Below are 12544 nucleotides of genomic sequence, written 5' to 3'. Positions count from 1 at the left end.
GAAGAGATAGAGGTCGGGGTTCATGATCTCGACTTCCGGCGGGGCCTGGATGTCGGCGGCGGTCACCGGGCCAGCGCCCTGCACTTCCAGCCGCATCCGGGAGATATCGGTGTTGACCAGGCGCAGGCGCAGTTGCTTGACATGCAGGATGAACTGCATCATGTCCTCGCGCACGCCCGGGATAGCCGAAAACTCGTGCGGCACGTCCGTCACCCGAATCGAGGTGACCGCCGCCCCCGGCAACGACGCCAGCAGCACCCGCCGCAGCGCATTGCCCAGTGTCGTACCATAGCCGCGCTCCAGCGGGCCGATCACGAACTTGCCGTACTCCGACGACATGGCCGTGCTCTCGATCTTCGGCATGACCAGATTATTGATAGCCAAAGTTCATTCTCTCCCTCGAGTGACGAGTGATGAGAGACGAGTTCGGCGCCTCACACAAAGACACAAAGAAGCAAAGGACGCAAAGAGGAATCATTCTGGCTTTGCGCTCTTGCTAGGCTTTGCATTCTTGGCGTGAGCCTCTTCCCTCGTAACTCGCAACCCACAACTCGTAACTCGCTTAGCGCGAGTAGTACTCCACGATCAACTGCTCGTTGAGCGAGATGTCGATGTCCTCGCGGGCCGGCGCGTGCAGCACGCGACCCGACAGGTTCCCGGCATCGACGACCAGCCAGCGTGGCACGCGGCGGTCGTCAAAGTTCTGGCGCAGGTCTTTGAAGTAAGTCCGGCGCATGCTCTCCGGGCGAACCGCCACCACGTCATCAGCCGAAACCAGCGCCGAAGGGATGTTGGTCTTGCGGCCGTTCAACAGGACGTGGCCGTGCTGCACCAACTGGCGCGCCTGGGGCCGCGATTCTGCCAGCCCCATTCGGTATACCACGTTGTCGAGCCGCTGCTCCAGAATAGCCAGCAAGTTGTAGCCGGTCAGACCCTTCTGGCGCGAGGCGCGCTCAAAGTAGCGGCTGAACTGCCGCTCCATGACGCCATAGATGCGGCGCGCCTTCTGCTTCTCGCGCAACTGGCGCAAATAGTCCGACGCGCGCCCGCGGCGGAATTGATTTTCTTTACCATGCTGCCCCGGCGGATACGTGCGACGCTCCACCGAGCACTTGGGGGTCAGACAACGCGACCCCTTCAGAAAAAGCTTTTCACCTTCCCGGCGACAAAGCCGGCAAACAGGTCCAGTATAACGCGCCAACTTAGGTACCTCCTATTGAGTACCGCCGCCCAGACCTCAGAGGTCTTCTGAGACCTCTAAGGTCTAGCGGTCAGGATGGGGAGAGGTTTACAGGCTTGGCGACCCTTCCTCCCTCTCCGGGCTAACCACTAGCCACTAATCACTAGATACGACGCTTCTTCGGCGGCCGGCAGCCGTTGTGCGGAACCGGCGTGATGTCCTGAATCGACGTGACCCGAATACCACTGGCCTGGATGGAGCGAATGGCGGCCTCGCGGCCGGGGCCGGGGCCTTTCACCACCACATCCACCTCTTGCACGCCGTTCTCCACGGCGATGCGGGCCGCGTTCTGGCCGGCCAGACGGGCGGCATAGGGCGTCGATTTGCGCGAACCCTTGAAACCGGCCGCCCCGGCGCTGGACCAGGCCACGGTGTTGCCCTTGGTATCGGTAATCGTCACGATGGTGTTGTTGAAGGCGGCGTAGATATGAGCCTGCCCCTTCGGCACCATCTTCCGGACTTTCTTGCGCGTCGTTTGTGCTTGTCTTCTGTTGCGTCCCATCATACCTCCGCAAAACTACGAATGACGAGGGAAGACGCTCACGCCAAGACGCAAGGGAGCAAAGGATACCAGGCAGAACCGTTTTGACTTCGCGTTCTTGGTAAACTTTGCGCGCTTGGCGTGAGCTTCCTCACTTGCCGTTCGTCACTTACTTGCCGCCCTTGCGCCGGCCACGCCCGGCCACGGTCTTCTTGGGGCCTTTGCGCGTGCGCGAATTGGTGCGCGTGCGCTGGCCGCGCGCCGGCAGGTGTCGCCGGTGGCGCAGGCCCCGGTAGCTGCCGATCTCGCCCAGGCGCTTGATATTCATCGCCACTTCGCGGCGCAAGTCACCCTCGACGGTATGCTCTTTCTCGACCAGTTGGCGCAGCCGCGTCACCTCGGCCTCCGACAGGTCGCGCACCCGCGTATCCGGGTTCACGTCCGCCTGGGCCAGGATGTTGTGGCTGGTCGTCCGGCCGATGCCATAGATATAGGTCAGACTGATCTCGACGCGCTTATTACGCGGAATGTCCACACCTGCGATACGTGCCATGCTGCCTCTCTTACCCCTGACGCTGCTTATGATTCGGGTCACTGCAAATCACGCGCACAACACCGTTGCGCTTGATGATCTTGCACTTCGGACAACGCCGCTTGACAGATGATGATACTTTCATAATCTCCACTCTTCGAGGTGCGGCCCACTTTCCGAAGTGGGTTGCACCGAGTGGGCAGACACGTAGGTCTGCCCCTACCTGACCGATGCCCGCTGTCCGGTGATGACCGTCTGCAAATCGTGTTGCACGGCCTCAACGGACTGCTGGCCGTTCACCTCGGCCACCAGGCCGCGCTGGTCATAGTAGTCCAGCAGCGGCTTCGTCTGTTCCTCGTAGACACGCATCCGGGTGCGGATGGTGTCCTCGCTATCATCGACGCGCCCCTCGATCTGGGCCCGGTTCAGCAGGCGGCGCACCAGTTCCTCGCGCTCCACAATGATGTGGGGCACGCAGGTAATGCGCCCGCCCAGCTCGGCCAGCAGGTCGGCCAGCGCGTCGGCCTGGGCGATCGTCCGCGGGAAACCATCCAGGATGGCCCCGTGGGCGGCATCGGGCTGCGAGAGCCGCTCGCGCACCATGGCGATGGTCACACCGTCGGGCACAAGCTCGCCCTTGTCCATATAGCTGCGAGCCAGTTGGCCCAGCTCCGTCGAATGCTTCAAGTTGTAACGAAACAGGTCGCCCGTTGACACCTGCGGCAGGCCCAGGGATTGCTCCAGCATCTTGGCCTGCGTTCCCTTGCCCGCTCCCGGCGGCCCTATCAGAACGATGTACCGCTTCACGTTGGCCCCCATGTAGGGGCTAGGGGTTAGGGACTGGGGACTAGGGAAGAGAGTTCTTCCCCTAATCCCTAGCCCCTAGCCCCTAGCTCTTGATAAACCCTTCGTAATGCCGCATCAACAGTTGCGCCTCGAGTTGGCGCATGGTGTCGATGACCACACCGACGACGATGATGAGGCCGGAACCGCTGATGACCAGCACGCTCCGCTCCAGGCCGGGGATCTGCAAGACCACCGCCACCACCGCCATAATGCCCGGCAAAATGGCGATCAGACCCAGGAAGAGCGCGCCCACGAGCGTGATGCGGCGCACGACCGACATGAGGTAGGTCTCCGTCCGCTTGCCGGGGCGAATGCCGGGGATGAAACCGCCCTGCCGTTGTAACGTCTCCGGCAGGTTTTGCTGCCGCACCATCACGTCCGTATAGAAGAACGTGAACGCCACCACCATAATGAAATAGAGAACCCAGTAAACGGTAAAGGCGACCGGCGCCGTCGTGACATCCTGTTGCGTGCCGAACTGGCTTACCGTAGTGGCTACGCGGTCAATGAAGCTGCCGCTGCCGCTGATGAACAGGCCAGATAGGAGTGGAAATAGGGTCAGGATCGACTGGGCGAAGATAATCGGGATCATGCCCGCCGTGTTGACTTTTAACGGTATATAGGTGCTCTGACCCTGATAAATCTTACGCCCGCGCACCCGCCGCCCATATTGGACGGCAATGCGCCGCTGTCCCTCCTGAATAATGACGATGACCAGCACCGTAAGCACCAGATAGATCAGGAAAGTGACAATCGAGAACACCCGCGCCGCCGTCGTCTCCAGGGTGAACATTTGCGCCAGGCTGGGAATGATGCCCGACACGATGCCGCCAAAGATGATCAGCGAGATGCCCTGGCCGACGCCCTCTTCGGTGATGCGCTCGCCCAACCAGATGGCGAACATCGTGCCGCCCACCATGGCTACCAGGGTAGTCAACGTTGGCAACAGATTCCCGCCGGTGAAACCGAAGTTGGGCATGATCGACTCGACGCCGCCGGTGAGGCTGGCGCCGACGAGGCGAATCTGGCCGATGGCCTGCAGGAACGCCAGCGGAACCGTCAGGTAGTACGTATACCGGTTCAGCTTGTTGCGTCCCGACTCGCCTTCCGACTGTAGCTCCTCGAACTGCGGGATGATGGGCGTCAGCAATTGGATGATAATGGAGGCCGTGATATAGGGATACACGCCCATGGCCATCACCGAGAAATTGCTAACCGCCCCGCCCGAAAGCAGGTCCAGAAAGTCCACCACCGAGTTGCCCGTTCGCTGCGACGTGAACAATAACCACGCCTGGAGGTCTACGCCCGGCACCGGGATGTTAGCCAGCAGGCGATAGATCACCAGCATGGCGATGGTATACAGGATGCGCCGGCGCAGGTCAGGCAAGGTAAAGGCGGCGCGTATTGAGTCAATCATGATGTATCTCCCAGAGAAGAATCCGCGAATTAGGCAGATTGAGCAGATTTCTCAAAGGGAATCACTTCCGCTTTGCCGCCGGCGGCCTCGATCTTCTCTTTGGCCGTGGCCGAGAAGCGATGCGCCTGGACGGTCATTGCCAGTTCGACTTCCCCCTCACCGAGGATTACCACCGGCCGGGTCGTCTTCTTGATCAATCCGATAGCCGCCATGAGTTCCGGCTCGACAACTTCATCGCCGAAATCGAACTCGGCCAGGCGCTCCAGGTTAACCACCTGATACTCCACGCGGCGGATATTGGTGAAGCCGCGCTTGAAGGGCAGACGGCGGGCGAGCGGCAACTGGCCGCCCTCAAAGTAGGGGCCTTTGATGCCGCCGCTGCGCGCGCCCTGGCCCTTGGTGCCACGGCCGGCCGTCTTACCCTGGCCGGCCGAGATGCCGCGGCCAACGCGCTTGCGCGACTTCTTCGAGCCCGGGGTGGGGCTTAGTTCGTTGAGTTTCATCTCACCACACTCTCCTCAGGCTGACCGCCTGAGCCTGGGCAGACACGCCGGTCTGCCCCTACGATTGCACCGATTCGACAGTCAGCAGGTGGCCGACACGGTTGATCATGCCACGAATCGCGGGCGTGTCGTCGCGCTCGATCGTCTGATAGAGTCGCTTGAAGCCGAGGGCCTTGATGGTGGCCTTCTGGCGCTCGGTATACCCGATGGCGCTCTTGCTATAGGTGATGCGTAGCTTTGCCATTTTCTTCTCCCAGAGATAGGGGTTAGAGGTCAGGGAAGAACACGCTTCCCTAGAACCTGGTCCCTACCCGCGGCCCCAGAAGGGCGCGACCTCCGCCGGGTCCTTGCCGCGATCGGCGGCGACCTGGCGCGAATCCATCAACTGGTTGAGGCCATCCATCGTCGCCATCATGACGTTCAGCACGTTGGCGCTGCCCAGCGACTTGGTCAGGATGTCGCGGTAACCGGCGGCCTCGATGACGGCGCGCACGCCGCCACCGGCGATGACGCCCGTACCCGGCGAAGCCGGCTTCAGCAGCACCTTGGCCGCGCCGTGGCGACCCATCACCTCGTGCGGCAGCGTCGTGCCATAGATGGGCACGCTGACCATGTCCTTGCGCGCGGCTTCGAGCGCCTTGCGGATCGAGTCCGGCACAGTACGCGCCTTGCCGATGCCGACGCCGACTTTGCCGCGGTTATCGCCGACGACGACCGTCACGCGAAAGGCAAAGCGCCGGCCGCCCTTGACGACCTTGGCCACGCGGGCGATGTCGATGATGCGCTCGTCGAACTCATCCTTCTGCTCGCCGCGAAAGCCGCCTTGTTGTCTTCTCTGACCCATTTCTATCTCCTAGTGGACAGTGGTCAGTGACCAACGACTAGGTGGAAGCCCTTCTTCCCTAGTCCCTGGCCCCTAGCCCCTGGTCCCTATAACTTGAGTCCACCCTCGCGCGCGCCGTCGGCCAGGGCCTTGATGCGGCCGTGATAAAGGTAGCCGCCGCGATCGAAGACCACTTCCTGAATGCCCGCGTCCAGCGCCCGTTGGGCAACCAGCTTGCCCACCAGCGTGGCCTGCTCTTGCTTCTTCTTGCCCGCCAGTTGACCGGCGACTTCCTTATCGACCGTGGAGGCCGAGGCCAGCGTATGGCCGGTGGTGTCGTCGATCACCTGGGCGTAGATGTGGTGCAGGCTGCGAAACACGTTGAGACGCGGCCGCTCGGCCGTGCCCGAAATTTTCATGCGAATACGACGCTGCCGCCGCTTCCGTGCATCATTCCCGTTTGTTGCCATTTCGTTCTCCTAGTGGTTAGTGGTCAGTGACTAGTGACTAGTGGAAGACTGTCTTCCCTAGTCCCCAGCCCCTAGTCCCTATCCTCTAGACCTTGCCTGTCTTGCCCGCCTTGCGCCGCACGATTTCCTTTTCATAGCGGATGCCCTTGCCTTTATACGGCTCGGGCGGGCGGGTCTTGCGCACGCGGGCGGCCACTTCACCGACAAACTCCTTGTCGATGCCGCTGACGATGACCTTCCGGCCGCGTTCTTCGACGGCGTAGGTGACGTCGCGCTCCGGCTCGAAGTAGACCGGGTGGGAGTAACCCACGTAGAGCACGAGCCGCTGGCCGCTCATCTCGGCGCGATAGCCGACGCCCTCGATCAGCAGGACTTTGTTATAGCCGGCGCTGACGCCGGTCACCATGTTATTCAACAGCGCGCGCGTCAGGCCGTGGAGCGACCGGTGTTGCCGGCTATCTGACGGCCGGGTCACACTCAGCGTGCTGTTGTCCATTGCAATCGCCATATCTGGGTGCAACGTCCGCGACAGCGTGCCCTTGGGGCCTTTCACGGCCACGTTCGAGCCATCGATATCGATGGTCACGCCCTTTGGCAGTTCAATTGGCGCTTTACCAACTCGCGACATTGTATTCTCTCCTGTGGCTCAGGCTCAGCCTATCAGGCTGAACTACCACACCTTGCAGAGCAACTCGCCGCCCAGACCGAGCTGGCGCGCCTTCTGGTCCGTCATCACGCCGCGGGAGGTGGTGACAATGGAAACGCCCATGCCGCTCAGAACCCACGGGATTTCCCGCTTGCCGACGTAGATGCGACGGCCGGGGGAGCTGACACGCTGCAGGCCATTGATGACCGGACGACGTTCGCGCCGGCGCTCGGTCGCGCCGCCGCCTACGTAGCGCAGGCGGATGACGAGCGTCGGGAATTTATTCTGGGTCTTGCCGGGTTGCGCGGCCGGCTCAGCGCCTTCCGCGGCGGTCACGCCGCCAACAACCTCGTAGCCCTCGATGTAGCCCTCGTTCTTCAGCACTTCGGCAATGGCCACCTTCACCTTGGAGTGGGGCATGGCCACGGTCGGCTGTTGCCGTTCGAGGGCGTTGCGCATGCGGGTTAGCATGTCGGCAATCGGATCAGTCATAGACATGGTTCAATACCTCACCAACTCGATTTGACGACACCCGGGATGTTGCCCTTCAGCGCCTGTTCGCGGAAGCAGATGCGGCACAGGCCAAAGCGACGGATGTAGCCACGCGGGCGACCGCACAATTGGCAGCGGTTGCGCACCCGCACCCGATACTTCCGCTTCGTTTCACGCGCGATCATTGATTTCTTTGCCATACGAATTCTTCCTTAGGGACTAGGAATCAGGGAAGTACGCTCTTCCTCTGTCCCTAGAACCTAGACTGCCTCCGCAGCTTCACGACGGAAAGGCATGCCCATGAGCGCCAGCAGGCGGCGGCCCTCTTCGTCGGTACGGGCCGTGGTGACGATGGTCACCTCCATGCCCCGAATCTTGTCGATCTTGTCATAATCCACTTCCGGGAAGATCAACTGCTCCCGGAGGCCCAGGGTATAGTTGCCGCGGCCGTCGAAGGCCTCGGGCGAAATGCCCTGGAAGTCACGCGTGCGGGGCAAGGCGACGTGAATGAGGCGGGCCAGGAAGGCCCACATGCGCTCGCCGCGCAGGGTGACCTTGACGCCAATGATGCGCCCCTCGCGCAGCTTGAAGCCGGCGATGGATTGCTTGGCCTTGGTCAGCACCGGCTTCTGGCCGGTGATGGCGGTGATGTCATTGGTCGCGAATTCAATCGCCTTGGCGTTGTCGAGCGCCTCGCCCAGACCGACGTTAACCACGACTTTGGTGATGCGCGGGACCTGCATGATGCTGGAGTAGTCGAACTCCTTCATGAGGGCCGGGGCCACTTCGTCGCGGAACAGCTCGGGCAGGGGCGTAAATTTCGTTGCCATTCAAATATCTCCTGGCGATTTGCCAAATCGCCCTACAACTACTCCACCAGCTTCACGTTGGACACGTGGATGGGCGCCTCAAACTCGATGACGCCACCCTGAGCCCGCGAGCGCCCGCCGGTCGGCCGGGCCTTCTGGTGCTTCTTGACAATATTAACGCCGGAGACGACGATCATCTGCTTCTTCGGGTAGACGCGCTGCACCGTGCCGCGAACGCCCTTGAAGTTGCCGGAGATGACTTCTACCGTATCGTTGACTTTAATTCGCATGGCGTACCTCTTAGGGACTAAGTGCTAGGGGCTAGGTTCTAGGAAAGAATCTTCTTCCCTAGCATCTAGTCCCTAGTCCCTAGAACCTATCATAGTGATTCCGGGGCCAGGGACAGGATGCGGCCAAAGCCTTTGTCGCGCAGTTCGCGGGCCACCGGCCCGAAGATGCGCGTGCCAACCGGATTCTTACCCTCGGCGTCCAGGATAACGGCGGCGTTGTCGTCGAAGCGGATGTAGCTGCCGTCCTCGCGCTTATATTCTTTGGTGGTGCGGACGATGACAGCCTTGACCACCGCGCTCTTCTTCACCGTCGCGTTGGGCGTGGCTTTCTTCACCGTCGCGGTCACCACATCACCCACGGTCCCATAGCGCCGGCGCGAGCCGCCCATGACCTGGATGACCAGTAGTTCGCGAGCCCCTGAGTTGTCGGCCACATTGAGACGACTTTCTTTTTGGATCATGACAACCTCGTTTAGTAACCAGTAGTCAGTGGTCAGTGATCAGTAGTAGCTGATCACTGACCACTGTCCACTGATCACTTCTTATTGGGCTCGCTCCAGAACGTTGACGAGCGCGAAGCGTTTTTCGCGGCTGTAGGGGCGGGATTCGATGATCTCCACCCGGTCACCCACGCGGCACTCATTATTTTCGTCGTGCGCCTTATACTTGCGGGCGCGGCTGATGACCTTGCCATAGATGGGATGGCGCTTCACCGTGGCCACGGACACGACGATGGTCTTATCCATTTTGTCGCTGGTTACAACGCCCACCAGACGTTTACGTTGATCTCGCATCTTGTCCTCTCGAAGTAGTTACTAGTTGTTAGTTGATAGTTGTTAGTTGTTGGTTGAAGAACCGTGTTCCCCAATCTCTATCCCCTAAACCCCTATAACCTATGCCCTAGCAACCACGGGGCGGGTAGCCTTGTTCAGGTTGACGTTCGCCGTAGCCAAGCGCTTGCCGGCCTTGTCGTTGAATTCGACCTGCCAGGCGCTGTCCTCGTAGACGTAGCGGGCGTTAGCTTGCCACTCTTTGCCGGCCAGGCGCTCGGCGACGGCCGGGTCAGCGGCGGCGGCATCGGTAGCCAGTTGCCGTTGGTGCAGCACCGTCTCGATCTGGGCCACCTGGCGGCGCACCTGGCGCAGGCGGGCGGTATTCTCCAGCCGGGCAGACGCCTTCTGGAAGCGCAAGTTGAAGATCTCTTCACGCGCATCTTCGAGCGTCTTCTGCAGCTTGTCGCTGCTCATTTGGTTCAATTCGACGATGCCGGCCATTAGAGAGCCTCCTCGCGCGAGATAACCTGCGTTTTGATGGGCAGCTTGTACCCGGCCGAACGCAACGCGGACAGAGCGATCTCGTCGGGCACGCCGGACACCTCGAAGATGACCCGGCCCGGCTTGACAACGGCGACCCAGTGGTCGACGGAGCCTTTGCCCTTGCCCATGCGCGTCTCAGCCGGCTTGGCCGTGACGGGCTTATCCGGGAAGATGCGAACCCAGTACTTGCCGCGGCGGCGCATCTCGCGGACGATGGAGCGGCGAATCGCCTCGATCTGGCGGCTGGTGATCCAGCCCGGCTCCAGGGCCTGCAAGCCAAATTCACCGTTGAGCAGAGTCGAGCCGCCCTTGGCCATGCCGCGCATCCGGCCCCGGAATTGCTTGCGATATTTCACGCGTTTTGGCATTAACATGTCGTTTACTCCGACGACAGTGGTCGGTGGTCAGTGGTCAGCTGTCAGTTTAAGATACTGACCGCTGACCACTGACCACAAATCACTGACCACTACTCACTAATATAGACATCCGTAGCCGTGGCTTCGCGGGCGGCGCGCTGGGGCAGGATTTCGCCATTATAGACCCAGACCTTGACGCCAATGCGGCCATAGGTGGTCAGGGCCTCGGCGAAGCCATAGTCAAGGTCAGCGCGGATCATGTTGCGAGGCACGCGCCCCTCCCACAACTTCTCGTTGCGGGCCATTTCCGAGCCGGCCAGCCGGCCGCTGGCCTCGATGCGAATGCCCTTGACGCCGGCGCGCATGGCCTGGAGGACAGCGCGCTTCATCGCCCGGCTGTGAGCGATACGACGCTCCAATTGACCGGTGATGTTCTCGGCAATGAGTTGCGCGTTGGCGTCCGGCTGGGTGATCTCCTCGACCTCGACGCGAACGGTCTTGCCGGTGGCGTCCTTCAGCTTCTGGCGCAAGTCCTTGACGGCCGCGCCTTTGCGGCCAATGACGATGCCCGGCCGCGCGGTGTGGATGGTCACTTGCACCTGGTTGGGGAAGCGCTCAATCTCGACCTTGGCCACGCCCGCCGCGGCCAGGTCATTCTTCACCATGCGACGGATAGCGATGTCCTCGTGGAGCAAGTCCCGATAGCGACCGCCCTCGGCGTACCACCGTGCGTTCCAGTCGCGGATGTACTTCAGGCGAAAACCTACTGGATGTACTTTACGTCCCATAATATCTCCCAAAGTAGGGGCCAGGGGCCAGGGGCCAGGTTCCAGGGGAAGAATCTCTTACCCCGGAGCCTGGAACCTGGAACTCTGGAACCTAGCCAGCCGCCTCCCGCTCTGCCAGAATGACGGTAATGTGCGACGAACGACGGACGATCGGGCGGAAGCGGCCACGACCGGCAAAGCGGCCACCGTGGGGGGCCTTGCGGTGGCGCGGCCCCTCATCGGCCCAAATCTCGCTGATTACCAACTCATCCATCTCCAGCCCGTAGTTCTCTTCGGCATTAGCCACAGCCGACGAGACCAGCTTGAACACCGGCTCGGCCGCCGCCTGGGGCATGAAGCGCAAGGCGTCGAGCGCCTGAGACGCGCCCATGCCGCGCACGGCGTTCACGACAAGCCGCACCTTCTGCGTGCTCATCGGGATGTGACGGACGATGGCCTTGACTTCAAAAGCATTAGTCGTTGCATTTGTAGCCATGGTTACTTCCGTCCCTTCTTTTCCGACCTGGCGACGTGGCCGCGGAAAGTGCGCGTGGGCGCGAATTCGCCCAGTTTGTGGCCGACCATATTCTCGGTGACGTAGATCGGGATGTGCCGGCGGCCATCGTAGACGGCGATGGTGTGGCCGACCATCTGCGGGAAGATGGTGCTGGCGCGCGACCACGTCCGGATAACCTGGCGCTTCCGCGAGCTATTCAGATCCTCCACCTTCTTCAGCAGCTTCGGATCGATAAAAGGCCCTTTCTTTAATGAACGTGACATGCTCTGTCCTCCGGTCTAGTGACCAGCGGCTAGAGAAGCTCGCGCTTCCCTAGTCCCCAGTCCCTATCCCCTAGTCCCTATCTGCGCTTCTTGCCGCGGCGGCGGAAGATATATTTGTCCGTCGCCTTGTTATTGCGTGTGCGCTTGCCCAACGCCACCTTGCCCCACGGGGTCTTCGGGCTGGGCATACCGATCGGGGCCGTGCCCTCGCCGCCGCCATGAGGATGGTCGCGCGGAGTCATGGCCGTGCCGCGCACGGTGGGCCGTATGCCCATGTGGCGCTTGCGACCGGCCTTGCCCAGCTTGATGTTGCCATGCTCGACGTTGCCGACCTGGCCGATGGTGGCCAGGCAGTCCTGCGAAATGTAGCGCTCTTCGCCGGAAGGCAGGCGGATGGTGGCATACTGGGGATGATCCTTAGCCATCAACTGCGCCGAGACGCCGGCCGAACGCACCAACTGGCCGCCGCGCCCCGGGTAGATCTCGATGTTGTGAATGAGCGTGCCCAGCGGGATGTTGCGCAGGGGCAGGGTATTGCCCGGGCGAATCTCGGCCTTGGCGCCGCTGACGACCTGGTCGCCAACCTTGACGCCTAGCGGGGCCAGGATGTAGCGCTTGTCGCCGTCGGGATAGACCAACAAGGCAATGCGGGCCGACCGGTTGGGGTCATACTCGATAGACGCCACGCGACCAGGAATATTGGCCTTGTCGCGCTTGAAGTCGATGTCGCGATAGAGCCGCTTGCTGCCGCCGCCGCGATGGCGCACGGTCACCTT

At 61.5% G+C, this 12544-nt stretch carries 23 protein-coding genes and 1 pseudogene; all 24 read right to left on the bottom strand.

Features of this window, described 5'->3' with window-relative positions; translation table 11 throughout:
- A pseudogene (locus ACE3UY_RS03440) lies at positions 1–384 on the bottom strand (DNA-directed RNA polymerase subunit alpha); the annotation flags it as partial.
- Positions 385–562: 178 nt separating this feature from the next.
- Positions 563–1201 (bottom strand): 30S ribosomal protein S4, encoded by a 639-nt coding sequence (gene rpsD / locus ACE3UY_RS03435; protein WP_374686152.1) that lies wholly within the window; start codon positions 1199–1201, stop codon positions 563–565.
- Between the two features lie 142 nt (positions 1202–1343).
- Complete coding sequence (rpsK, locus tag ACE3UY_RS03430; protein ID WP_374686153.1) at positions 1344–1742, bottom strand: 30S ribosomal protein S11; 399 nt, start codon at positions 1740–1742, stop codon at positions 1344–1346.
- 148 nt (positions 1743–1890) lie between these two features.
- Positions 1891–2274: a 30S ribosomal protein S13 gene (gene rpsM / locus ACE3UY_RS03425; protein ID WP_374686151.1), complete on the bottom strand. Its 384-nt coding sequence runs from the start codon at positions 2272–2274 to the stop codon at positions 1891–1893.
- 10 nt (positions 2275–2284) lie between these two features.
- Positions 2285–2398 (bottom strand): 50S ribosomal protein L36, encoded by a 114-nt coding sequence (rpmJ, locus tag ACE3UY_RS03420; protein ID WP_374686150.1) that lies wholly within the window; start codon positions 2396–2398, stop codon positions 2285–2287.
- Between the two features lie 74 nt (positions 2399–2472).
- Positions 2473–3072, bottom strand: a complete 600-nt coding sequence (locus ACE3UY_RS03415; protein WP_374686149.1) for an adenylate kinase — start codon at positions 3070–3072, stop codon at positions 2473–2475.
- 70 nt (positions 3073–3142) lie between these two features.
- Entirely contained in the window at positions 3143–4516 is a 1374-nt protein-coding gene (gene secY, locus ACE3UY_RS03410; protein ID WP_374686148.1) for a preprotein translocase subunit SecY, read from the bottom strand.
- A gap of 29 nt (positions 4517–4545) precedes the next feature.
- Positions 4546–5019, bottom strand: a complete 474-nt coding sequence (gene rplO / locus ACE3UY_RS03405; RefSeq protein WP_374686147.1) for a 50S ribosomal protein L15 — start codon at positions 5017–5019, stop codon at positions 4546–4548.
- 58 nt (positions 5020–5077) lie between these two features.
- On the bottom strand, positions 5078–5263 hold the full coding sequence (gene rpmD, locus ACE3UY_RS03400; protein ID WP_374686146.1) for a 50S ribosomal protein L30: 186 nt from the start codon (positions 5261–5263) through the stop codon (positions 5078–5080).
- Between the two features lie 63 nt (positions 5264–5326).
- A complete protein-coding gene (gene rpsE, locus ACE3UY_RS03395) occupies positions 5327–5863 on the bottom strand; it encodes a 30S ribosomal protein S5 (RefSeq protein ID WP_374686145.1) in 537 nt (178 codons plus the stop codon).
- A gap of 86 nt (positions 5864–5949) precedes the next feature.
- A complete protein-coding gene (gene rplR, locus ACE3UY_RS03390; RefSeq protein WP_374686144.1) occupies positions 5950–6312 on the bottom strand; it encodes a 50S ribosomal protein L18 in 363 nt (120 codons plus the stop codon).
- Positions 6313–6397: 85 nt separating this feature from the next.
- Entirely contained in the window at positions 6398–6940 is a 543-nt protein-coding gene (gene rplF / locus ACE3UY_RS03385) for a 50S ribosomal protein L6 (RefSeq protein WP_374686143.1), read from the bottom strand.
- A gap of 42 nt (positions 6941–6982) precedes the next feature.
- Entirely contained in the window at positions 6983–7456 is a 474-nt protein-coding gene (gene rpsH / locus ACE3UY_RS03380; RefSeq protein ID WP_374686142.1) for a 30S ribosomal protein S8, read from the bottom strand.
- An 11-nt stretch (positions 7457–7467) separates the two neighbouring features.
- Entirely contained in the window at positions 7468–7650 is a 183-nt protein-coding gene (locus ACE3UY_RS03375; protein ID WP_374686141.1) for a type Z 30S ribosomal protein S14, read from the bottom strand.
- A 60-nt stretch (positions 7651–7710) separates the two neighbouring features.
- Entirely contained in the window at positions 7711–8280 is a 570-nt protein-coding gene (rplE, locus tag ACE3UY_RS03370; protein ID WP_374686140.1) for a 50S ribosomal protein L5, read from the bottom strand.
- Positions 8281–8318: 38 nt separating this feature from the next.
- Positions 8319–8549: a 50S ribosomal protein L24 gene (rplX, locus tag ACE3UY_RS03365; RefSeq protein ID WP_374686139.1), complete on the bottom strand. Its 231-nt coding sequence runs from the start codon at positions 8547–8549 to the stop codon at positions 8319–8321.
- Positions 8550–8638: 89 nt separating this feature from the next.
- Positions 8639–9010, bottom strand: a complete 372-nt coding sequence (gene rplN, locus ACE3UY_RS03360) for a 50S ribosomal protein L14 (RefSeq protein ID WP_374686138.1) — start codon at positions 9008–9010, stop codon at positions 8639–8641.
- Positions 9011–9091: 81 nt separating this feature from the next.
- Entirely contained in the window at positions 9092–9343 is a 252-nt protein-coding gene (rpsQ, locus tag ACE3UY_RS03355; RefSeq protein ID WP_374686137.1) for a 30S ribosomal protein S17, read from the bottom strand.
- Positions 9344–9442: 99 nt separating this feature from the next.
- Positions 9443–9823 (bottom strand): 50S ribosomal protein L29, encoded by a 381-nt coding sequence (gene rpmC, locus ACE3UY_RS03350; protein ID WP_374686136.1) that lies wholly within the window; start codon positions 9821–9823, stop codon positions 9443–9445.
- A complete protein-coding gene (rplP, locus tag ACE3UY_RS03345; protein ID WP_374686135.1) occupies positions 9823–10239 on the bottom strand; it encodes a 50S ribosomal protein L16 in 417 nt (138 codons plus the stop codon). The genes rpmC and rplP overlap by 1 nt, the downstream gene beginning before the upstream one ends.
- 92 nt (positions 10240–10331) lie before the next feature.
- The gene (gene rpsC / locus ACE3UY_RS03340) at positions 10332–11009 is read right to left on the bottom strand and encodes a 30S ribosomal protein S3 (protein ID WP_374686134.1); all 678 of its coding nucleotides are present in this window, start codon (positions 11007–11009) and stop codon (positions 10332–10334) included.
- Positions 11010–11100: 91 nt separating this feature from the next.
- The gene (rplV, locus tag ACE3UY_RS03335; RefSeq protein ID WP_374686133.1) at positions 11101–11484 is read right to left on the bottom strand and encodes a 50S ribosomal protein L22; all 384 of its coding nucleotides are present in this window, start codon (positions 11482–11484) and stop codon (positions 11101–11103) included.
- Positions 11485–11486: 2 nt separating this feature from the next.
- Complete coding sequence (rpsS, locus tag ACE3UY_RS03330; protein WP_374686132.1) at positions 11487–11768, bottom strand: 30S ribosomal protein S19; 282 nt, start codon at positions 11766–11768, stop codon at positions 11487–11489.
- A gap of 77 nt (positions 11769–11845) precedes the next feature.
- On the bottom strand, positions 11846–12544 hold a 699-nt coding region (gene rplB, locus ACE3UY_RS03325), incomplete at its 5' end, for a 50S ribosomal protein L2 (RefSeq protein WP_374686131.1).

It is taken from the genome of Promineifilum sp. (SeqCode) (assembly GCF_041918635.1).
Taxonomy (GTDB): domain Bacteria; phylum Chloroflexota; class Anaerolineae; order Promineifilales; family Promineifilaceae; genus Promineifilum.
Note: the sequence above shows the minus strand (reverse complement) of the source record. Positions and strands in the feature narration are given on the sequence as shown.